Annotated in this window: 22 protein-coding genes; 20 read left to right on the forward strand and 2 right to left on the reverse strand. The window is 56.4% G+C overall.

Annotated elements, in window-relative coordinates:
* Positions 1–53: 53 nt before the first annotated feature.
* Positions 54–503, reverse strand: a complete 450-nt coding sequence (locus tag QP802_RS01575; protein ID WP_284817471.1) for a YbjN domain-containing protein — start codon at positions 501–503, stop codon at positions 54–56.
* Positions 493–963 (reverse strand): type III secretion system chaperone family protein, encoded by a 471-nt coding sequence (locus QP802_RS01580; protein ID WP_070362398.1) that lies wholly within the window; start codon positions 961–963, stop codon positions 493–495. The genes QP802_RS01575 and QP802_RS01580 overlap by 11 nt, the downstream gene beginning before the upstream one ends.
* 229 nt (positions 964–1,192) lie before the next feature.
* On the opposite strand from QP802_RS01580, the gene pyrR reads away from it, so the two are divergent.
* From pyrR to ribH, 20 genes are all read left to right on the forward strand, one after another.
* Positions 1,193–1,762 carry a bifunctional pyr operon transcriptional regulator/uracil phosphoribosyltransferase PyrR gene (gene pyrR, locus QP802_RS01585; protein ID WP_070362399.1) on the forward strand — a complete coding sequence of 190 codons (570 nt, stop codon included), beginning with the start codon at positions 1,193–1,195 and terminating at the stop codon, positions 1,760–1,762.
* Complete coding sequence (locus QP802_RS01590) at positions 1,759–2,679, forward strand: aspartate carbamoyltransferase catalytic subunit (protein ID WP_070362400.1); 921 nt, start codon at positions 1,759–1,761, stop codon at positions 2,677–2,679. The genes pyrR and QP802_RS01590 overlap by 4 nt, the downstream gene beginning before the upstream one ends.
* A 2-nt stretch (positions 2,680–2,681) precedes the next feature.
* Positions 2,682–3,962, forward strand: a complete 1,281-nt coding sequence (locus QP802_RS01595) for a dihydroorotase (protein WP_284817472.1) — start codon at positions 2,682–2,684, stop codon at positions 3,960–3,962.
* Between the two features lie 14 nt (positions 3,963–3,976).
* Complete coding sequence (carA, locus tag QP802_RS01600; RefSeq protein ID WP_284817473.1) at positions 3,977–5,122, forward strand: glutamine-hydrolyzing carbamoyl-phosphate synthase small subunit; 1,146 nt, start codon at positions 3,977–3,979, stop codon at positions 5,120–5,122.
* A 24-nt stretch (positions 5,123–5,146) separates the two neighbouring features.
* Positions 5,147–8,497 carry a carbamoyl-phosphate synthase large subunit gene (gene carB / locus QP802_RS01605; RefSeq protein WP_284817474.1) on the forward strand — a complete coding sequence of 1,117 codons (3,351 nt, stop codon included), beginning with the start codon at positions 5,147–5,149 and terminating at the stop codon, positions 8,495–8,497.
* A 2-nt stretch (positions 8,498–8,499) separates the two neighbouring features.
* Positions 8,500–9,300: an orotidine-5'-phosphate decarboxylase gene (pyrF, locus tag QP802_RS01610; protein WP_284817475.1), complete on the forward strand. Its 801-nt coding sequence runs from the start codon at positions 8,500–8,502 to the stop codon at positions 9,298–9,300.
* 217 nt (positions 9,301–9,517) lie between these two features.
* Positions 9,518–9,841, forward strand: a complete 324-nt coding sequence (gene mihF / locus QP802_RS01615) for an integration host factor, actinobacterial type (RefSeq protein WP_070363511.1) — start codon at positions 9,518–9,520, stop codon at positions 9,839–9,841.
* A gap of 4 nt (positions 9,842–9,845) precedes the next feature.
* Positions 9,846–10,439, forward strand: coding sequence for a guanylate kinase (gene gmk, locus QP802_RS01620; RefSeq protein WP_070362405.1), 594 nt, complete (start codon positions 9,846–9,848; stop codon positions 10,437–10,439).
* A gap of 36 nt (positions 10,440–10,475) precedes the next feature.
* Positions 10,476–10,778: a DNA-directed RNA polymerase subunit omega gene (rpoZ, locus tag QP802_RS01625; RefSeq protein ID WP_240492815.1), complete on the forward strand. Its 303-nt coding sequence runs from the start codon at positions 10,476–10,478 to the stop codon at positions 10,776–10,778.
* A gap of 85 nt (positions 10,779–10,863) precedes the next feature.
* Positions 10,864–12,081, forward strand: coding sequence for a bifunctional phosphopantothenoylcysteine decarboxylase/phosphopantothenate--cysteine ligase CoaBC (coaBC, locus tag QP802_RS01630; protein ID WP_284817476.1), 1,218 nt, complete (start codon positions 10,864–10,866; stop codon positions 12,079–12,081).
* A gap of 122 nt (positions 12,082–12,203) precedes the next feature.
* Complete coding sequence (gene metK / locus QP802_RS01635) at positions 12,204–13,430, forward strand: methionine adenosyltransferase (RefSeq protein ID WP_070362408.1); 1,227 nt, start codon at positions 12,204–12,206, stop codon at positions 13,428–13,430.
* Positions 13,431–13,441: 11 nt separating this feature from the next.
* Positions 13,442–15,451 carry a primosomal protein N' gene (locus QP802_RS01640; RefSeq protein ID WP_284817477.1) on the forward strand — a complete coding sequence of 670 codons (2,010 nt, stop codon included), beginning with the start codon at positions 13,442–13,444 and terminating at the stop codon, positions 15,449–15,451.
* Positions 15,452–15,493: 42 nt separating this feature from the next.
* Complete coding sequence (gene def, locus QP802_RS01645) at positions 15,494–15,994, forward strand: peptide deformylase (RefSeq protein ID WP_070477062.1); 501 nt, start codon at positions 15,494–15,496, stop codon at positions 15,992–15,994.
* A complete protein-coding gene (fmt, locus tag QP802_RS01650; RefSeq protein WP_070362411.1) occupies positions 15,994–16,926 on the forward strand; it encodes a methionyl-tRNA formyltransferase in 933 nt (310 codons plus the stop codon). Before def ends, fmt begins: the two co-directional genes overlap by 1 nt.
* Positions 16,923–18,377, forward strand: a complete 1,455-nt coding sequence (locus QP802_RS01655; protein ID WP_284817478.1) for an RsmB/NOP family class I SAM-dependent RNA methyltransferase — start codon at positions 16,923–16,925, stop codon at positions 18,375–18,377. Before fmt ends, QP802_RS01655 begins: the two co-directional genes overlap by 4 nt.
* Positions 18,378–18,381: 4 nt before the next feature.
* Positions 18,382–19,047, forward strand: coding sequence for a ribulose-phosphate 3-epimerase (rpe, locus tag QP802_RS01660; protein ID WP_284817479.1), 666 nt, complete (start codon positions 18,382–18,384; stop codon positions 19,045–19,047).
* Positions 19,047–20,009 carry a bifunctional diaminohydroxyphosphoribosylaminopyrimidine deaminase/5-amino-6-(5-phosphoribosylamino)uracil reductase RibD gene (ribD, locus tag QP802_RS01665; protein WP_143000882.1) on the forward strand — a complete coding sequence of 321 codons (963 nt, stop codon included), beginning with the start codon at positions 19,047–19,049 and terminating at the stop codon, positions 20,007–20,009. The genes rpe and ribD overlap by 1 nt, the downstream gene beginning before the upstream one ends.
* Complete coding sequence (locus QP802_RS01670; RefSeq protein ID WP_070362415.1) at positions 20,009–20,596, forward strand: riboflavin synthase; 588 nt, start codon at positions 20,009–20,011, stop codon at positions 20,594–20,596. Before ribD ends, QP802_RS01670 begins: the two co-directional genes overlap by 1 nt.
* Before the next feature lie 11 nt (positions 20,597–20,607).
* Positions 20,608–21,876 (forward strand): bifunctional 3,4-dihydroxy-2-butanone-4-phosphate synthase/GTP cyclohydrolase II, encoded by a 1,269-nt coding sequence (locus QP802_RS01675; RefSeq protein WP_284817480.1) that lies wholly within the window; start codon positions 20,608–20,610, stop codon positions 21,874–21,876.
* Complete coding sequence (ribH, locus tag QP802_RS01680) at positions 21,877–22,365, forward strand: 6,7-dimethyl-8-ribityllumazine synthase (RefSeq protein ID WP_070362416.1); 489 nt, start codon at positions 21,877–21,879, stop codon at positions 22,363–22,365.
* The last annotated feature ends 1 nt before the right edge of the window (position 22,366 follow it).

The raw sequence follows: 22,366 nt of genomic DNA on the forward strand, positions 1-22,366 counted from the left end.
TTTTCCGTTGTAAAAAGTGGGAGGCAACGAATCAACGCGTTGCCTCCCACTTTTTAGTTTCCGCGTTGAGCGGCTTCAGCGATCGTTTCTGATAGCACTTTCATCATATTTTGTGCATAGAGCACCTGGTCGACACTACGGCGGAGAGCACTCGAAAGTTGTTCATCGGTCATGCCCGCGGCAACGTGTATCTCGCTTTCAGAACGGACAACTAGTGTCTCCCCTCTGTTTGCCACAACCGCGCGGCAACCGAGCAGCGAAGAGTTCGTCTGGTTCGCGGCGAGATAGAGTGAGGGATCTGTGGAGTCGGAAGGAACGTCTGTTTCGGCATTGGCGCGGACGATCAACACGGTGTCCAGGAGTACAAACAAGACATGGAAATCATTCAGGTTTGCATGCGCGACGCGCCCTGTCGGATCATCGGACAGTTCGATGCCGTGACCCCGCATTTGTTCAATGATGCGTTCGATCGTTACCTGGGGTGTAGAAGTACTAGTGCTCAACGTGGGGGTCCTTCCAGTTCACTAACGTGGGAAATGACGTTTCCAGAAAATCAAAAGCCTGCAGTGTTGATTCGATCGATGTGACGATAAATGCGCCCAATTGATCTGGCGTTAACCCGTTTGTGACGTCTGTCGTACGGATTGCGCTCACCGCCAGCGATGGTGCATCGCTTCCTGTTTCGTTTTCGAAGAAACGCAAGGTTGGCGCAAAATGGGTTTGGTTATGTTCGTTCATTGCCAAGAGCAAGTGTGAAGCCATTTCTTGTGGCACAGCACCGCGCCAAATGGATTCGAAAATCAGATAACTATCATCCAAAGCGCACACAGTCGCGCAGTTGACGAATCCGCTTCGCAAAATATTTTCTTCAATGCGGTACTCAAGGTCCTCATTTTCAAAAATGGCTGCAACATCTGCAAGCGAAACCGGACTGGGCTGGTCAGGGATTTGTTGCGTCGTCATTGTTCCAACCCTACCAATCATTCGTCGGCCAACTACCTATGCGGAATCCTCAGAAAACTTGGCGGGTACACCTGTATAGGGGAAGCGAGCAATCTAGTGAAGAGAATTATTGACTGATATAGCGAGACGCCTTTGTGAAGGTGCTAAAATTCTGACCAGTCTCAGCATAGACAAATACCAATTTCGACATCCTTTAAATTCCGCACAGCGAGGCGGGGAAGGAGGTTCGATGAGTGACAAGCAACGCGTGACGTCTGCGCTATTAAATGAGCGTGACGTTGAGCGAACAATTGCACGCATCGCGCACCAGATCATTGAAAAGAATGCGCTTGATTCGGAGTCTTCAGACACTCCAGTCCTATTGGGTATTCCTTCGGGGGGAGTGCCACTAGCAGAGCGGATCGCGGATGCGATTCAGTCTTTTACCGGGATCACCGTCCCCGTAGGCAGCCTGGATATTACGCTGTACCGAGACGATCTCCGAGACAAGCCTCATAGGGCGCTAATGCCGACGAACATTCCGGTTGAGATCAATAACGCAACGATAATCCTCGTAGATGATGTTTTGTTTTCCGGTCGGACCATCCGCGCGGCACTCGATTCGTTGCGAGATCTTGGTCGACCACGCACTATTCAGCTTGCAGTCCTAGTTGATCGTGGACACCGCCAACTACCAATTCGCGCCGACTACGTTGGCAAGAACATTCCAACCGCCATTGCTGAAGATGTCACGGTGTCTCTGACCCCAATTGATGACATCGATGCGGTGACGCTGACCAAGGAGGTCACCACCGAATGAAGCACCTGATTTCGATCGACGATCTCAGCGTTAACGACATTCACCTCATCATGGATGAGGCAGATCGGTTCCGAGAAACCCTCGAGGGTCGCGAGATTAAAAAGCTACCAACGCTGCGTGGACGTACGATCTTCACGCTGTTTTACGAGAATTCAACGCGCACGCGCTCCTCATTCGAGACTGCAGGTAAGTGGATGAGCGCTGACGTCATCAATATTTCTGCGTCCTCTTCTTCCGTGAAGAAGGGCGAGTCGCTGAAGGATACGGCCTCGACGATCGCTGCAGTCGGCGCTGACGCCATTGTCGTTCGCCACCCATCGTCTGGAGCAGCGAAACTCATTGCTGACTGGGTTCCTAATGTATCTGTCGTCAATGCGGGCGATGGCCAGAACCAGCACCCGACGCAGGCGCTCCTTGATGCGGTAACGATGCGTCAGAAGATTGGTGAAATCGCCGGCAAGAAAATCATCATTGTCGGCGATATTTTGCATTCAAGGGTCGCACGCTCCAACGTGCAACTGCTGTCGAAGCTTGGCGCGGATGTCGTACTCGTTGCACCACCAACCCTGTTGCCAGTTGGGGCGGAGTACTGGCCATGCCGTATCAGCTACGACTTTGATGCCGAGATTCCAGACGCGGACGTTGTAATGATGCTGCGCGTTCAGGCAGAGCGTATGCATGGCGGGTTTTTCCCATCGCACCGCGAGTACGCCACGCTGTTCGGACTCAGCAAACAGCGAGCACAGCAAATGAAACCTGGCGCCATCATCATGCACCCGGGCCCAATGCTGCGCGGTATGGAAATCAACTTTGATGTTGCAGACCGCGAAAATACTGCTGTACTGCAGCAGGTCTCAAATGGTGTTTATACGCGAATGGCTGTGCTGTTCGCTTTGTTGGCTGGAGAGGATAGCTAGAAATGTCAGTAATTGCATTGACAAACGTTCGGCCATACGGCGAATCCACCGTAAACGTCCTGATCAAAGATGGGCAGATTGCTTCGGTAGGGGAAGACGTCGATACCTCGAAGGCTGACGAAGTACTAGATGGTCAGGGTTGGGTGCTGCTGCCTGGCCTGGTGGACATGCACGTCCACCTCCGTGAGCCGGGCAGGGAAGATACGGAAACCATCGCCACAGGTTCCGACGCAGCTGCGAAGGGCGGTTTTACAGCCGTGTTTACGATGGCTAATACGCGGCCGGTGATTGACCAGCCATTCCTTGCTGAAGCGGTGTGGAACAAGGGGCAAAGCTACGGTAAGTGTGACGTGTACCCGGTTGGATCTATCACGCAAGGGCTTGAGGGCAAGCAGCTCACCGAGATGGGATTGATGGCGAAGTCCCATGTTCGTATGTTCTCGGACGACGGAAAATGCGTAAACGATCCACAAATCATGCGGCGCGCAATTGAATATGCGAAAGCATATGATGTGCTGCTCGCACAACACGCCGAGGATCACCGTCTGACTGAAGACGCCAGCGCTCACGAAGGGCCAATGGCTGCGAAGCTGGGCCTTCGTGGATGGCCGCGCGTAGCTGAAGAATCGATTGTCGCCAGGGATATGATCATGTCGCGCGATTACGGCGGACGTCTCCACGTCTGCCACGCTTCGACGGAAGGAACTGTTCAGCTCTTGCGCCTGGCGAAGCAGCATTCCTCAAAGATTACGGCGGAGGTTACACCGCACCATCTGCTGTTGACAGATGAGAAGCTGGAAACGTTTAACGGAAACTTCCGGGTAAACCCGCCGCTGCGTGAGCACAGAGACACAATTGCGCTTCGTGACGCTTTGCTGAACGGGATTATTGACGTAGTTGCGACGGACCATGCCCCGCACGGTTCGGAAGAAAAGTGTGTGGAGTTTGAACACGCGAAGCCAGGCATGCTGGGGCTCGAGACATCGCTGGCAATCATCGCGCGTGTCTTCGTTGAAGCGGGGTTGGCGGACTGGCGGTTCGTCGCAAAGGTAATGAGTGAGAGACCAGCTGAGATTTTGAGGCTGGAGGACCAGGGGAGACCGATTACTGCTGGCGAACCAGCAAACCTCACCTTGGTCGACCCGAATTCGCCGTGGACGGTAGAGCCGGAAGAGTTGGCGTCGAAAGCCTCGAACACACCATACGAGGGAATGCAGTTCAATGCGCAGGTCAAAATGACGATGCTGCGTGGAGCTATTACGTACCAAGCTGATAACGAGTAAAGGAACTAAACAATATGGTTAATGAACGTATCCCAGCGCTTCTCGTGCTTGGCGACGGAAAGGTTTTTCGAGGCTTCTCATTTGGGGCGAAGAAGCAGGTCTTCGGAGAGGCAGTGTTTAGCACCGCGATGACGGGCTACCAGGAAACGATGACTGACCCGTCCTACCACAAGCAGATCGTGACCCTTACAGCCCCACAGATCGGAAACACCGGTTGGAACGACGAAGACAATGAGTCCCACGACAACAAGATCTGGGCTGCTGGCCTTGTGATCCGCGATCTTTCCACCGTGCACTCGAGCTGGCGCGCAAAGCGCAGCCTTGCAGAACAGATGGAAAACGAAGGTATCCCGGGCATCTACGGGGTGGACACTCGTACTCTGGTGCGTCATCTCCGCAATCACGGCTCTATTGCGGCAGGAATTTTCGTCAGTGAAGACACCGAGCGTCCAGTCGATGAGCTAGTGAAGCTGGTGAACGAGCAGCCTGCGATGGCTGGGGCAGACCTCAGCGAAGAGGTCTCGACGAAGCAGCCGTACACTATCCCCGCTGAAGGCGAGAAGCATTACACCGTCGTCGCCTACGATATGGGTATTAAGACTGCTACGCCTATGCAGTTTGCACAACGGGGCATTGAGACCGTCGTGGTGCCGGCAAATACTCAGCTAAAGGATATTGAACAGTACCGACCGGATGGTGTGTTCGTCTCGAACGGTCCAGGAGACCCATCCACCGCAGACGAAATGGTGGCGATTGTTCGCGATATTATCGCTGCTGAGATTCCGTTCTTCGGGATCTGCTTCGGTAACCAAATCTTAGGTCGTGCGCTTGGCCTCGAGACATACAAGCTGCGCTACGGCCACCGGGGAGTCAACGTTCCGGTGAAGAACCTGCGCACGGGAAAGATTGATATCACGAGCCAAAATCACGGTTTTGCCCTCCGCGGCAAGGAAGGCGACACATTCGAGACAGATTTCGGCCCGGCGTCCATCACACATGTCTGCCTGAACGATGGCACCGTCGAAGGCGTGGCATTGGACAACAACATGGCGTACTCCGTGCAGTATCACCCCGAATCAGCCGCCGGACCGCACGATGCGAACCCGCTGTTTGACCAGTTCATCTCGTTGATGGACTCGAAGAGCCCGAACAACCAGTAACCAGCATTAGAGGAGATTCACACAATGAAGCGCGAAGATATCAACCATGTGATGGTTATTGGCTCCGGGCCAATCGTTATTGGCCAGGCGTGCGAGTTTGACTACTCGGGGACGCAGGCGTGCCGCGTCCTGAAGGAAGAAGGTCTACGAGTCACACTCATTAACTCGAACCCGGCAACGATCATGACGGACCCGGAGTTTGCGGATCACACCTATGTTGAGCCGATTGACCCAAGCTACATCGACATGATCTTGGCCCGTGAAGCAGAGCAGGGGCATCCAGTCGATGCGATTCTGCCAACGCTCGGCGGCCAAACTGCCTTGAACGCAGCGATCCAACTTGAGCGCCAGGGCATCCTGGCAAAGCATAACGTGGAGCTTATTGGCGCAAACATCGATGCAATTGAGCGCGGTGAGGATCGGCAGAAGTTCAAGGACATCGTCGAGAAGATCGGCGGTGAATCTGCCCGCTCCCGCGTGTGCTACTCGATGGATGAAGTCCACGAGACTGTCCAGGAGCTTGGGCTTCCGGTCGTTGTCCGTCCTTCCTTCACCATGGGCGGTCTTGGCTCTGGTCTCGCGTTCACTATGGAGGACCTTGACCGCATCGCAGGTGGAGGACTTGACGCCTCCCCGGAGGCAAATGTGCTGATCGAGGAGTCTATTCTCGGCTGGAAAGAGTTCGAGCTTGAGCTTGTCCGCGACCGCAATGACAACGTCATAGTGGTCGCCTCAATCGAGAACGTTGATGCGCTTGGTGTCCACACAGGTGACTCTGTCACCGTCGCGCCGGCTATGACGCTGACGGATAGGGAGTTTCAGACCATGCGTGATCAGGGTATCGCCATTATCCGCGAAGTGGGCGTCGATACGGGTGGCTGCAATATTCAGTTCGCGGTGAACCCAACTGACGGGCGCATCATCACAATTGAGATGAACCCACGTGTCTCTCGCTCTTCGGCTCTTGCGTCGAAGGCGACGGGCTTCCCGATTGCAAAGATCGCCTCCAAGCTGGCTATTGGCTACACGCTGGATGAGATTCAAAACGACATCACCGGGGTGACCCCAGCCGCGTTTGAGCCGACGCTCGACTACGTCATCGTCAAGATGCCTCGCTTTACGTTCGAGAAGTTCCCTGGATCAGACGAGACGTTGGGCACCTCGATGAAGGCTGTTGGCGAAGCAATGGGCATTGGGCGCAACTACATCCAAGGCTTGAATAAGGTCATGCGGTCAATGGAAGAGAAGCCGAACGGTTTCTGGACGAAGCCGGATAGCTACTTTGCTGAAGGCCGTGAGAATGATGTGGATGCTGTCCTCCAGGATCTGCGCGTCCCGACCGATAAGCGCATGTACGATGTTGAACTCGCGCTGCGCTTGGGCGCGAGCATCGAGCAGGTCTACGAAGCCAGTGGGATTGACCCGTGGTTCCTCGCTGAGTTGGCAGCGCTCGTTGAGTTCCGCCAGGCGCTTATCGACGCCCCCGTTCTCGACGCTGAGCTGCTCCGCGAAGCGAAAGTTTTCGGGCTCTCTGATGCACAGATTGCCGCGCTTCGCCCTGAGCTAGCCGGCGAAGATGGCGTACGATCACTCCGGTGGTCTCTTGGTGTCCACCCTGTATACAAGACCGTTGATACTTGCGCGGGTGAGTTCGAAGCGCAGACGCCGTATCATTACTCCGCGTACGAATGGGATCCGGAGGCAGAGTCTGAGGTCGCCTCCTCCGATAAGGAGAAGGTGCTGATCCTGGGCTCAGGCCCGAATCGCATCGGTCAAGGCATCGAGTTTGACTACTCGTGCGTCCACGCCGCGCTGGAGCTCTCGCGGGTTGGCTACGAGACAGTGATGATCAACTGCAACCCGGAGACCGTTTCCACTGACTACGACACGGCTGACAGGCTCTACTTCGAGCCTCTGACCTTCGAAGATGTCATGGAGATCTATCGCGCTGAGTCTCTGTCTGGCACGGTTGCAGGGGTTATCGTGCAGTTGGGTGGTCAGACGCCACTCGGGCTCGCGCAGCGACTCGCTGACGCCGGGGTACCGGTAGTCGGAACTACCCCCGAGGCCATCGATTCCGCGGAAGACCGCGGCGAGTTTGGCAAGGTGCTCGACGCTGCCAAACTGCCTGCGCCAGCGTACGGTACCGCCGTTTCTTTCGAAGAGGCACGTCGAGTAGCAAATGAGATTGGATACCCCGTCCTTGTTCGTCCTTCCTACGTGCTGGGCGGCCGAGGCATGGAGATTGTCTACGACGAGCAAAGCCTTGAAGACTACATCAATCGCGCAACCGAACTCTCGCCGGATCACCCTGTGCTTGTTGACCGCTTCCTGGATTCCGCGATTGAGATCGACGTCGACGTGCTGTCGGATGGTAAGGACGTCTACCTCGGTGGCGTCATGGAACACATCGAGGAAGCCGGCATCCACTCCGGCGATTCGGCCTGTGCGCTGCCTCCGATGACCATTGGGCCAGAGGATATTGAAAAGGTGCGTCGTTCTGCAGAGGCGTTGGCGCACGGTATCGGTGTTACTGGTCTGATGAACGTACAGTTCGCGTTGAAAGACGACATTCTCTACGTCATTGAAGCCAACCCGCGTGCGTCGCGAACCGTTCCTTTCGTGTCGAAGGCGACCGGCGTACACCTAGCCAAGGCGGCTGCTCGTGTGATGATGGGTGCGACCATCGCAGAGCTGAAGGCCGAAGAGATGATCCCGAGTGACTACGACGGTGGCTCGCTGCCACTTGATCACCCAATCGCAGTGAAAGAGGCCGTGTTGCCGTTCAACCGCTTCCGTCGGCCGGACGGAGCGATGCTCGACACCATCCTTGGTCCAGAGATGAAGTCGACTGGCGAAGTGATGGGCTTAGCGCCGTCGTTCGGAGTTGCCTACGCGAAGGCTGAGGCAGCAGCCTTTGGCGCACTTCCGACGGAAGGCACAGTATTCGTTTCTGTCGCCAACCGTGACAAGAGAACCCTGATTTTCCCAATTCAGCGCCTTTCCACAATGGGATTCAAGATTCTGGCTACAGGCGGCACAGCCCAAATGCTGCGAAGGAATGGGATCCCTTGCGAGATCGTATTGAAGGCCTCAGACGTCCGAAACGGGGCGGAAGGCAAATCGATCGTCGACTGCATTAACGATGGTGAGATTGACCTGATTCTGAACACGCCCGCAGGATCTTCAGGTGCACGCCACGACGGATACGATATCCGCGCCGCAGCCGTTGCACACGGTGTACCACTCATGACGACAGTTCAGGGCGTTACCGCCGCAGTCCAAGGCATCGAAGCGCTTCGTGACAATGAAATCGCTGTCATGAGCCTTCAGGAACTTGAGTCCGAAACTCGGACTGAGAACGGAGATAAGTAGCCGTGTCCTTTGCGCTCGACTTACACAGTGCTGCCCGTGAACACGGGCAGCTGTGTGTGGGCATCGACCCGCATGCACAGATCCTTGAGCAGTGGGGTCTCCCAGATACCGTAGATGGCCTTGCCGCGTTTTCCGATGCCTGTGTTGAGGCGTTTGCCGGCCATGCAGCTGTGGTCAAGCCACAGGTCGCGTTCTATGAACGATTTGGATCCGCAGGCTTCCGCGTCCTAGAGCGACTCATTCAACGCTTCCGGGAGTCACGAACGCTTGTGATAGCAGATGCGAAGCGAGGGGATATCGGTTCGACAATGCAAGGGTATGCCGACGCTTGGCTTCGACCGGGATCGCCCCTAGAAGTGGATGCCCTCACGCTGACTCCGTTTCTTGGCGTTGGTTCCCTTGCCCCTGCAATCAACACTGCCTTCGAGTATGGGAAAGGAGTATTTGTTATGGCTGCTAACTCGAACCCGGAGGCGCAGGAGTTCCAATCTCAACAGATAGACGGTGTAACAATCGCGCAGCAGATGGTTGATGCCTGTGAGGCGCTGAATAGCACGCACCATTCAGATGTGGGGATTGTGGTGGGGGCGACGCTCTCATACGCGCTTGATCTTTCGAGGTTTACTGGGCCAGTCCTTATGCCAGGCGTTGGCGCACAAGGGGCTAGCTTTAACGACGTTCGTGAGATCGCGGGGAAGAGAGTTGGGCAGTTTTATCCCAATATGTCACGTGGGATTCTTACTGCTGGTCCGGACCCAGATGAACTGCGAAAACGTGCTGTTGACCAGGCGAATTGGCAATAGGGACAGCTCGTATTTACCAGATTGCATAATTGCTGGTAGTTTAGTTGCGTCGATGCGTTGACGTGGCTAAACGCCATGCAATACATCATGAAGAAAACTTCCTAGTGCTACACTGGCTCGGAGCCGCTTGCTTAGTCCGGTACTATCGGGGCTGGTAAATCGCGGTCCGGTGCCAAAGCACTGGAGCAATAGAACTACTATCTACATGGAGGAAACCGTGGCACTTCCACAGTTGACCGATGAGCAGCGCAAGGCAGCACTTGAGAAGGCAGCAGAAGCGCGTAAGCAGCGTGCAGAGCTGAAGGCTTCGCTGAAGCGCGGCGACACGAACCTCGCTGAGGTTTTGGAGAAGGCAGCTACCGATGAAATCATCGGTAAGACCAAGGTCTCTGCGCTCCTGGAGGCTCTGCCAAAGGTTGGCAAGGTGAAGGCTCGCGAGATCATGGAAGAGCTTGAGATTGCACAGACGCGTCGTCTGCGCGGTCTGGGTGACCGTCAGCGCCGTGCCCTGCTTGAGCGCTTTGGTTTCTCCGAGGACTAATCCAGTGTCGACTCCCACTTCACGCGGTAATCTCGTAGTTCTGGCCGGCCCGTCAGCGGTAGGGAAGTCAACCGTTGTGCAGCGCTTGCGCACAGAAGTTCCTGAACTGTACTTCTCTGTCTCAATGACAACGCGCGCACCTCGGCCGGGCGAACAGGACGGCAAGGATTACTTCTTTGTTACGCCCGATGAGTTCCAACAGAAGATTGATTCGGGCGAGATGCTTGAGTGGGCAGATATCCATGGAGGGCTCCAGCGCTCCGGTACTCCAGCTTCTCCAGTGCGCGAGGCGTTGGAGGCTGGTCGGCCAGTCCTCGTCGAAGTCGACTTGGTTGGAGCTCGAAACATCAAAGGCTTGATGCCCGAGGCGGCCACCGTGTTCTTGGCCCCGCCGTCGTGGGAGATTCTTGTAGAGCGACTCACTGGCAGGGGCACGGAGACGCAAGAGGTGATCGAGCGTCGTCTGGAAACTGCCCGCAACGAGATTGCGGCACAGGACGAATTCGACAACGTCGTGGTCAATGACAACATCGATGACGCTGTCGCTGCTATAGTGGACCTTCTTGTGGGGTCTGACGGCCGAGACACTGACAATTAATTGAAGTACAACGAGAAGTAGGTTGAATTGAGCACGATCAACAGCGATCTGTTGCAAGATGGCTCTGCGGGCGACGCGGAAGAAAAAGCATACGACACCCCTGATGGTATTACCGCACCCCCGATTGATGAGCTACTGACGAAGGTTTCGTCGAAGTACGCCTTGGTAATCTTTGCGGCCAAGCGCGCCCGCCAAATCAACAGCTACTACCAGAACTCAGACGAGGGCGTTTTTGAGTTCATCGGGCCATTGGTGACGCCAGAGCCGGGTGAGAAGCCGCTTTCGATCGCGCTTCGTGAGATCAACTCGAGTTTGCTCGAGCACGAAGAGGGCATGTAACTCCCCGCACCCTCATATCACACACTTGCCCCGCAGTGGCTCCCTAATGGAAGCGGCTGCGGGGTTTTGCGTACACTCTTTTGCTATGAACGAAGTGAGCAAGGTAGTCGTTGGCGTTTCGGGCGGTATCGCAGCGTACAAAGCCTGTCAGATTGTTCGCGGATTTCGCGAGCAAGGGGTTGACGTACGGGTTATTCCGACAGAAAACGCCTTGAAGTTTGTAGGTGCGGCCACTTTTGAGGCGCTGTCTGGCGCTCCGGTAGACACTGATGTTTTTTCGCGCGTTGATGAGGTGCAGCACGTACGAATCGGGCAGGACGCGGACGTCATTGTGGTGGCTCCTGCTACTGCAGACTTTCTGGCGCGCGTGGCTGGTGGGCGCGCTGACGATCTCTTAACTTCCACACTGCTCATGGCAACGTGTCCCGTCGTGCTTGCTCCGGCAATGCATACTGAGATGTGGAACAATCGCGCTACGCAACACAACGTGTCGGTCCTTCGCTCTCGGGGGTACACCGTACTGGAGCCAGCGCATGGGCGGCTGACGGGCAAGGACAGTGGGGCAGGTCGGCTTCTCGACCCCTCGCAGATTGTCAAGCTGACAGAGACCGTGGCTGCTACCAGGCCAATTGAGCAAACGCTCAAGGGCAAAAGAGTGTTGATCAGTGCCGGAGGCACTCGGGAGCCACTTGATCCTGTCCGATTCTTGGGGAATCATTCCTCCGGCAAGCAAGGTTTTGCTCTGGCAGAAATTGCAGCACAAAGAGGTGCCCATGTTGATATCGTCGCGGGTGCCATTGACCACTTGAGCATCCCCGCTGGTGCTGAGATACATCGTGTCACTACTGCTCTCCAGATGAATGAGGCGATGCGCAGCCTTGCTCCACAAGCCGACATCATCGTTATGGCTGCTGCTGTAGCTGATATGAGGCCACGGCATGCGGCGCAGAAGAAACTGAAGAAAGATGATAACAGTCAAGAGCTTTCTCAGGTGGACCTGGTTGCAAACCCCGATATTTTGCAGGGACTTGGTGAGATGAGGAAAAAGGGGCTTACCTCTGCGACGATTGTTGGGTTCGCTGCGGAGACCGATAACGAACTTGAGAACGCCCGGCGCAAGCTGCAGCGCAAGGGAGTGGACGGTCTGATGGTGAATTCGGTGGCGCAGGGAGCTGTCTTCGGGCAGGCACACAATCAGGGGTGGTTCCTTGATAGTTCGGGTCGGGAACAGGCGATTCCGCATGGTACAAAGCTGGAAGTTGCAGTGCACCTGCTGGATAAGGTTGAGTCACTCCACATGTAGAAACGACGTTTGAGTTATTAGACCGAGTGGTCTACTCTAAAGTGCATTGCATCAACGGTTGGCGATGGTACGTCTTCGCTGGCCATTCTCTGTAGGAACGAAAGAGCAAAAGGAAGACCGCTTTGTCTACACGTGATACTGGTACGTACTACCGTTTATTCACCAGTGAATCGGTGACTGAAGGTCACCCCGACAAGATCTGCGACGCAATTTCGGACGCGATTTTGGACGACATGCTCAAGCAGGATCCGTCCTCGCGTGTCGCTGTAGAAACCTTAGTGACGACCGGTCAGGTGCACGTGGTGGGTGAGGTGCAAACCGAAGCTTACTCAAACATCGCCAAGATTGTCCGCGACAAGTTGGTCGGAATCGGGTTTTCCTCGTCGGAGGTGGGCTTTGATGGCCGTACATGTGGAGTGAACATCGCCATCGGCGATCAGTCTGCTGAAATTTCGGACGGCGTTAGTTTTTCTCAGGAGTCGCGCGAGAACGACACCATCGAAGCGCTCAACCAAACAGGTGCTGGTGATCAGGGGCTGATGTTTGGTTACGCTACGAATGAAACCGAAGAGTACATGCCGCTACCAATTGCGCTTGCGCACCGACTTGCGCGACGCTTGACCGAGGTGAGAAAGATGGGCACCGTCGTGGGCTTGCGCCCGGACGGTAAGACTCAGGTGACGTTCGCTTACGACGGCGACACCCCAGTGGCACTGGATACCGTGGTTATTTCCACGCAACACGACCCGGACTTCGTCGGAGAGGAACTCGAGAACGCGCTCCGTACCCATGTGCTCGAGTGGGTAATCGCTGACGCTGGGTTAGAGGAGTTCTACACGGATGACACCAAGCTGCTGATTAATCCCTCGGGTTCGTTTGTGCTTGGGGGCCCGATGGGAGACGCCGGGTTGACTGGGCGAAAGATCATCGTAGACACATATGGTGGCATGGCACGGCACGGCGGTGGTGCGTTTTCCGGCAAGGATCCATCAAAGGTTGACCGCTCTGCTGCGTACGCAACTCGTTGGGTTGCCAAGAATATTTGTGCAGCTGGTTTAGCAGACCGCGTCGAGGTGCAGGTAGCGTACGCGATTGGGCGAGCAACCCCGGTTGGCCTCTACGTTGAGACGTTTGGTACCGCAGCTGAAGGACAGACGAACGAGTCAATTCAGCAGGCTGTGGAGAAGGTCTTTGACCTTCGTCCGGCCGCAATCATCAAAGAACTTGACTTGCTTCGCCCAATTTATGCCCAAACGGCTGCGTACGGTCACTTTGGACGCACGGATGTCGACTTGCCGTGGGAGCGTTTGGACAAGGTAGATGACCTGCGCGCTGCAGCAGGGGTATAAGGCACGGCTGAATGTCGAAGCAGCCCGCAACCTTCCTTCCTGTCGCCAAGGTGCTACCCCAGCTTGGGTTGGCACATCTAGACCGCACCTTTGACTACTACGTAGCTGAGGAGCAGTCAGAAGATGCGCAGCCGGGAACGCGGGTGCGGGTGCGGTTCGCTGGTCGACTTGTTGATGGGTTGATTCTTGGCCGGACGGAGGCCCCTGAGCATGTAGGTAACTTGCGGTTCCTCGAGCGCGTGATTTCACCGGAGGTCGTCGCTCCAATCCAGTTACGCCAGCTTGTCGACGCACTCGCTGAGCGCTATGCCGGCGTCAGGTCTGATATCTATCGCTCAGCGATCCCTCCTCGGCATAAGAAAGCTGAAGAGACAGACACTTCTACACCTTGGGCGGAGCTTGGTGCGGCCACCGAGCCAGATCTTTCGGGATGGAGTACATATCAATACGGTGAATCATTCGTCGATGCTGTGCTTGCCAGAAAGCTAGTGCGAGCAGCGTGGCAGGTTGTACCAGGTGCTCCGTGGGCAGGTCCTGTTGCTGCTTTGGCTGCAAAAGTCGCGCTTGACGGTGGCGGGGCACTCATCGTCGTACCGGACCAGCGAGATGTAGATAGCCTCGAAGCACAGTTGAAGAAGGTCGTGGGGCCTCGGCAGGTAAGCACGCTCACTTCTGCACAGGGTCCGCAGGCAAGGTATTCACGATATCTTTCGGCATTGCATGGGCAGGCCCGAATCGTGGTGGGGACTCGCTCCGCTGCGTTTGCGCCGATACAGGATCTTCGACTGCTTGTGCTCATGGATGATGGCAACGACAATCTTGTTGACCCGCGTGAGCCGTATGTGCATGCTCGCGAGGTCTTGACGACGCGCTCCGCGCTTGAGCACGTCCCTTTAATCATCGGTGGTGTCGCAAGAACTGCAGAAACCCAAATGCTGGTCGAATCGGGTTGGATGCATGGGTTGGAGGCGTCGAAAGGCACGATTCGAGAGCGGATGCCGCGGATCTATGCAGCGGGGGATTCCGACATCGCACTAGAACGTGACCCACGTGCAAGGCAATCAAGGCTTCCTTCTGCGGCGTTCCAAGCAGCAAAGCGGGCTCTTGAGCGTAATCGCCCGGTGCTGTTTCAGGTGCCTCGTGCTGGATACATTCGTGCGCTGGCTTGCGGTGGTTGCCGCACTCCGTCGCGGTGTCGTGCGTGCAATGGACCGCTCGAGTTGCCACAAAGTGGGGATGCCTCCGCACCAACCTGCCGGTGGTGTGGCCGCATAGATCCGTCTTATAGTTGTGTTGCATGTGGTTCGCGAAAGCTGCGCGCAGTGGTATTGGGCACAGACCGGACGGCAGAGGAGCTTGGCCGAGCATTTCCTCATGTTCGTGTGCGGAACTCCTCGGGCGAGAAGGTACTCGCTGAGGTTGAGCCTCAGGCACAGCTTGTTGTAGCCACGCCCGGCGCGGAACCCGTAGTGGAAGGCGGGTACGGAGCAGCGGTGCTGATGGATGCGTGGGCGCTGCTGCAACGTCCAGACTTGCGAGCAGCTGAAGAGACATATTCGAGATGGATAGCGGCTGCAGCGCTGGTTGAGCCCCATGAACGCGGCGGGGAGGTCGTCGTGACCGCTGATCCGGGAATTGCGGTTGTGCAGTTCTTCCTGCGCTGGGATCCGTCCGGCTATGCGGCGCTTGAGCTTGGACATCGAAGAGAGGTTTCGTTTCCGCCAGCTGCTCACGTAGCAGTGGTGGACGCACCACGTGTCGCTTTGGAAGATTTTTTCGCACATACGACGCTTCCTTTAGCTGCTGAGTTATTGGGGCCTGTCGACTTACCGAGCGGGGTCTCATTACCTGGCACTTGGGACGAGCAGCAGTTCGGCCCTGCGCAGCGCATGCTGGTGAGGTGCGCAGTGCAAGAACGGAATGAGCTAGGTCGTGCTTTACGGGCTGGAGTGATCAGTAGAGCGACGCGCAAGCAGGATTTACCGCTGCGGGTGCAGGTTGACCCTCTGCATATTGGATAGTGTTGCGCCCGTGGAGCCGAGAGGTGGGTAGACTATCGATCCATGACAGTTCGCAGGCTTCGATTGCTCGGGGATCCTGTGCTCAATGAAGTAGCTCAAGAGGTTACTGAGTTTGGCGCTCGGATTCGCACGCTGGTCAATGACATGTTCGACACAATGGATAACGCAGGTGGTGTTGGCTTGGCTGCAAATCAGATTGGCCACAGCCAGAGGGTGTTCGTCTTCGATTGCCAGGGGCTTCGGGGACACATTGTGAACCCGTCGTGGTCGCCGCTTTCTGGGGATAGTCAGCTGGGTACTGAAGGGTGTCTGTCCATTCCCGGTGTTAGGGCCGATGTGGAGCGATATCGCTCCGTAGTCTGCAACGGTGTCGACGCAGAGGGACATCCGTTGTCGATCCTGGGAACAGGACTCCTCGCGCGGTGCATTCAGCACGAGACTGACCACCTTGACGGCGTTGTGTTCTTGGAGCGTCTGTCTGCGGAAGAAAAGAAACAAGCTATGTCACAAGTTCGAACATCAACGTGGTGGAAGGAACGGTAATGCGTATTGTGTTTGCTGGGACGCCAGAACCTGCAGTCGTGGCGCTGGAGGCGTTGCTTCATTCAGAGCATGAAGTAGTTGCGGTGCTCACGCGCCCTGACGCGCCGAAGGGGAGGGGGCGGACGCTTCACCCGTCGCCCGTTAAGAAAGTTGCGCTTGAGCATGGCATTGAAGTACTTGAGCCGAAGACATTGCGTGGTAATGCAGAAATCGTCGAACGTCTACGTGCGATTGCTCCAGATGCGATTCCCGTCGTAGCGTACGGCAACCTTGTTCCGCCTGAGCTGCTCGACTTGCCTCAGCACGGGTGGGTGAACCTCCACTTCTCGCTTTTGCCTGAGCTCCGGGGAGCGGCTCCAGTCCAGGCTGCAATCTTGTCGGGATTGACGACGACCGGTGCCACGACATTCCGCATCGATGAGGGACTCGATACAGGTCCAGTTCTGGCTACGTTTGAGGAAGCGATTTTGCCTACCGATACCGCGGACGATCTCTTGACCAGGCTTGCGTACAAGGGTGCTGACTTGCTTGTTGCCACGATGGATGGTCTCGCCAGTGGCAGCATAGTACCGGAACCCCAGCCCGTGGATGGCACATATGCCCCGAAAATTCAGAGCAAGGATGCTCGGATTCAGTGGGATTGTGACGCCGAAGTAGTTGATCGTACGATCCGCGCATACACGCCAGGACCTGGTGCGTGGACAATGCTCGGTGAGCAGCGTGTCAAAATCGGGCCGGTGTCGATTGGTGACTCGGATACGCTTGGCGCGGGCGAAGTGGCCGTCGAAAAGAATCGGGTGCGAGTTGGGACTGGGACAGTCGATGTGATCTTGCAAGAGATACAACCGCCTGGGAAGAAGCGTATGGCTGCAGATGCGTGGGGGCGCGGGCTCGCAACCGAGACTATTGAGGCAGGGGTGAAGTTTGTATGAGCGGAGGGTTCCGATCCCGGTCTGCGGGGCGTCGTAAGCCTGCCGCGGTAAGCAAGAAGACGGCGAAGGTTGCGCAAAAGCGAACCAACCAGCAAGCGCCAAAGGTTGATATTGGTGACCCTGCTCGTGAGGCAGCGTGGTCGACGCTGATGCGCGTCGACATAGACGGGGCGTTCGCGAACTTGGTCTTGCCAGGAATACTCCGTGAACACAAGGTGCGCGGCAAGGATGCTGCATTTGCCACGGAGCTGACGTATGGAGCACTGCGATCGCTCGGAGTGATTGATGCAGTTCTTCAGGAGTGCTCGAGCCGCGCTATTGCTGATCTCGATGCTGAGGTACGCGCAGCTCTGCGATTAGGCGCTTACCAGTTGCTGTACACCAGAGTCGGGCAGCATGCCGCGGTTGATACTTCTGTGCGCTTGGTTATCGGCGCTGGGAAACAGGGCGCGAAAGGTTTTGTTAATGCGGTGCTGCGAACGATGAGTCGGCAACCCTCGAAGCACTGGATAGACACCTGCAAGCCCAATGAGCCACTGGAGCGCATCGCGTTCGAGCACGCGCATCCTGTTTGGATTGCTCGTTCTTTTGCAACGGCGTTAGGGGTTGAAGCAGATGATCCGGAGCTGGCCGAGGCCCTCGAAGCTGACTCGGAGCGTCCCATCGTGCATCTTGTCGCACGGCCCGGCGAGATCTCCGCGGAGGAGTTGGCACTCATCACTGGTGGCGACATTGGCAAGTACTCCCCGTATGCCGTGTATTTGCCTGAGGGGAACCCAGGTGAGCTGCAGCCGGTACGTGATGGTTTCGCAGCGGTACAAGACGAAGGCTCTCAGTTGATAGCACGGGCACTTGTCCAAGCGACCGTCGCTGACGACCAGGGACGCTGGTTGGACCTCTGCGCAGGCCCGGGTGGCAAGGCTGCATTCATCGGTTCCTTGGCGGCAATTGATGGTGCACGCGTTGATGCAGTCGAGGTTGCGCCTCACCGTGCGGAGCTTGTGCAGAAGGCGACGAAAGGTTTGCCGGTCAGTGTTCGCACAGGGGACGCGACAACCATTGAGCTCGAGTCTGGATACGACCGAGTGCTTGTCGACGCCCCCTGTTCCGGCCTCGGATCGTTGAGGCGTCGGCCTGAAGCACGCTGGACGAAGCACGAGTCAGATATCGCTTCGCTCACCCAGCTACAGCTCAGGCTGCTCAACACAGCCATTACTGCGACAAAACCTGGTGGCGTAATCGTGTACTCGACATGTTCGCCAGATATTCGGGAGACCAGAGGCATCGTTGACGCTGTGCTGGCCACAGGCAAAGTCGAGGAGTGTGACGCACAGCAACTTGTTGCGCCAATGGAAAACGTCGGACCACATCGTAGTGTGCAGATGTGGCCACACCGCCACGGAACTGACGCGATGTTCTTCGCAGTTCTTCGCAAGAAAACACTAGGGTAGAGACATGATTTATATTGCGCCGTCCATCCTTGCCGCGAACTATGCAGCTCTCGGTGAAGATGTTGAGAAAGTTCCGAACGCCGACATGCTCCACGTAGACATCATGGACGGTCATTTTGTGCCGAACCTTTCCTTCGGTCCGGATGTGACGAAAGCTGTCAACGGGGTGACCGACCAGTTTCTCGACATGCACCTCATGATCGAGAAACCGGAGCGGTGGTTCGAGACCTATGCCAACGCTGGTGGTGATCGAATGATTTTCCACGTCGAGGCAACGAATGACCACGTCGCTGCTGCGAACCAGTGCCGTGAATTAGGCGTGCAGGCGGGATTTGCTATTAAACCGGGCACACCAATCGAGCCATACCTCGACGATCTTGAGCATTTCGAGGAAGTGCTCGTGATGAGTGTGGAGCCCGGTTTTGGCGGACAGAAGTTCATGCCGGAAGTGCTCTCGAAGGTGTTTACCCTGCGTGACCGCATTCGCGCTGCTGGCTTGTCCACGGTAATTGGGATCGATGGTGGCATCGCCAACTCCACAATTGCTCAGGCGGCCGAGGCCGGTGTGGACGCCTTCGTGGCTGGATCCGCAGTATTCGGCGCAGATAATCCCGCTGAGGCAGTAGATACGCTGCGTCGGATGGCAAAGGAAGCGGCTGGCGTCGCGTGATCGAAGCAGCTATCGCAGCAGGGGATGCAGTCCGCGGGACTACGAGTCCCAATCCACCAGTTGGATGTGCGTTGTATAGCCCAGACGGAGTTCTAGTCGCTACCGGTGCGACGGCCCCCGTCGGCGGGCCACATGCGGAGGTTCAAGCACTTCGTAAGGCAGGAGCTCGTGCAGAAGGCGCTACAGCCGTTGTCACGTTGGAGCCGTGTAACCACACTGGACGAACTGGCCCGTGCACAGAGGCACTGATTTCTGCGGGTGTTGCCAAGGTTGTGTATCTCACGGCTGACCCGAATCCTCTCGCTACAGGCGGTGCTCAGCGGCTTGAAGCCGCGGGTATCGACGTCCGCTTCGAGCCTTACCGCGTTGAAGCCCTTCAGCCTTGGATTTCCTCCATACGCCACAATCGGGTCAGCGTGACCGCGAAGTTTGCGATGACGTTGGATGGGTTCACCGCAGCGATTGACGGCTCCAGCAAGTGGATTACCGGACCTGAGGCGCGCCAGTTCGTGCACCGTGACCGCGCTCAACGCGACGCCATCATCGTTGGGACCGGAACCGCGATCACTGACAATCCTTCGCTCACCGCGCGTAGACCGGATGGAAGCCTGTATCCGCACCAGCCTCGCCGCGTTGTAATCGGCACGAGAGAAGTGCCCGAAGGAAACTTACGCGAGCTAGGCTTTTTGCAGTATCCGACCCCTGAGGCAGCATGCGCAGAACTTTGGGAACTTGGCTGCCGTGACGTACTTGTTGAGGGTGGAGCGAATCTCCTCAGCAGCTTCTTTACCCGCGGTGTTGTCGACCGGGTGCAAGCATATATTGCGCCAAAACTGCTAGGCCAAGGTCGCTCGGTGCTGGACGCTGCACTGGCGCGTACGATAGGCGACGCATTCGAATTTAAGATCTGCGACGTGCACCAACTTGGCGAGGACGTATTGATAGAAATGGAGACTGCATAGTGTTTACAGGACTGGTTGAGGAAGTTGGTTCGGTGGCGTCAATCGAGCCACTCGACGACGCAGTTCGGATCCGTATCGGCGCAGAGACCGTACTTGCAGGAGTGGAACTTGGAGACTCGATTGCTGTCGACGGGGTGTGTCTCACAGTAGTTGAGGCCACAGAAAATTCTTTTACTGCAGACGTCATGCTTGAAACTTTGCGTCGTTCCCGTATCGGTGAATACAAGGAAGCAACCCTGGTCAATCTTGAGCGCGCACTAGCAGTGGGAGACCGACTTGGTGGTCACATTGTGCAGGGGCACGTCGATGCAGTGGCGACACTTCAACATCGCTCGCCTGGTGAGCACTGGGACGTACTGCGGTTTTCGCTCCCTGAAAAAGTACGAAAGTACGTGGTGGAAAAGGGCTCTATCACGATCAGCGGGATCTCGTTGACCGTCTCTGCAGTAGGAGATGGTTGGTTTGAAGTTTCGCTCATCCCTGCGACCCTACAGGCGACAACCGCAGGCTCATGGAAATCAGGTGATTCGGTCAACATCGAAGTCGATATCATTGCCAAATACGTTGAGAACATGGTGAGGCACTAACATTGGGTTCCATGAATGCTCCTCAGGACTCCGTTGGACGTAATTCGCAGCTAGACACCGTCGAAGATGCAGTAGCAGCTATTGCTCGCGGTGAAGCAGTCGTTGTTGTTGACAACGAGGATAGGGAGAACGAGGGGGACCTCATCTTCGCCGCCGAGTTCGCAACCCCAGAGCTCGTAGCGTTTATGGTGCGATACACCTCCGGATACATTTGCGTCCCGCTCGAGGACGAGCGCGCAGATGAACTGCAGTTGCCACCGATGGTGGCGCACAACGAAGATGCACGAGGTACCGCCTATACGGTCACTGTCGATGCAGCGACAGGATCGACAGGTATTTCCGCAACATCGAGAGCTGAGACTATTCGACGCCTCGTCGATACGAAGTACGGGCCGCACGACTTCACTCGTCCGGGCCATATCGTGCCTCTGCGCGCACGCAAGGGAGGGGTGCTCACGCGGGATGGACATACCGAGGCCTCAATCGATCTCGCGCGCTTGGCAGGACTTACTCCGTGCGGTGTGCTCTGCGAAATTGTGTCCGAGGAGGATCCGACGGATATGGCGCGGTTTGATGAACTGCGCAAGTTCAGCGACCGGCACGGTCTCAAGATGATCTCCATCGAGCAGCTTATTGCTTATCGACGCCGCCATGAGATGACAGTCGAGCGCACTGTCGAAACCAAGTTGCCGACCGAGTTCGGTACGTTTGCCGCGTACGGTTATCGCAATCGCATCGATGGTTCCGAGCACATCGCATTGGTAGTCGGGGACGTCGCGAACTGTGACGATGTACTTGTGCGGGTTCACTCCGAGTGCTTGACGGGGGATGCCTTTGCGTCGAAGCGGTGCGACTGTGGTCCGCAGCTCCACGAGTCGATGCGTCGGATTCAAGAAAAGGGTTGTGGTGTGCTCGTGTATGTTCGCGGGCACGAAGGTCGCGGTATCGGTCTCCTCGCCAAGCTCGAGGCCTATCGCCTGCAAGACCAGGGCCTTGACACCGTTGATGCCAACCTTGAGCAGGGGCTGCCCGTCGATGCCCGCGAGTATTCGGTTGCCGGACAGATTTTGAAAGACCTTGGTATCATTTCGCTTACACTGTTATCCAATAATCCGGAAAAGGTGGAAGCGCTCAGCGGCTTCGGTCCGATCGTGAAAGAGCGGGCTCGAATCGAAATTGTGCCTACTCACGAGAACATCCGGTATTTACGAACCAAGCAGTTGCGCATGGGGCATGATCTCCCGTTGGCTGCTTCGTGGACTGAGCAGGAGGACGATTAGATGGCAAGTGTCGGTGCACCTGATGCGCAGACGATAAGTGGCGAGGGCTATACAGTCGCCATTGTTTCGACACTGTGGAACCAGAAAATCGTGGAGCGTCTCCGGGACCGGGCGATCTCGACTGCCCGAGAAATGGGTGCTAAGTATGCGGAATTTACCGTCGCTGGCGCGTTAGAATTGCCGGTTGTGGTGCAGGCCTGTGCTCAGCGCTACGACGCTGTCGTAGCGCTAGGGTGCGTAATTCGAGGTGAGACGGCGCACTTTGAGTACGTTTGTGACTCGGTGACCGCAGGGTTGACCCGCATCGCACTCGACGAATCAACGCCCGTCGGAAACGGAGTACTCACCGTCGAAGAAGAAGACCAGGCCTACGAGCGTGCTGGTGGAGAGGACGCGAAGGAAGACAAGGGCGCGGAAGCCGTGCAGGCAGCAATCGGTGCCCTCATCGAGCTTGAAAAAGTCCGAGCAACCCCGAAGAAACATTCATAAC

The organism is Corynebacterium sp. UMB10119B, from assembly GCF_030228125.1.
GTDB lineage: Bacteria > Actinomycetota > Actinomycetes > Mycobacteriales > Mycobacteriaceae > Corynebacterium > Corynebacterium pseudogenitalium.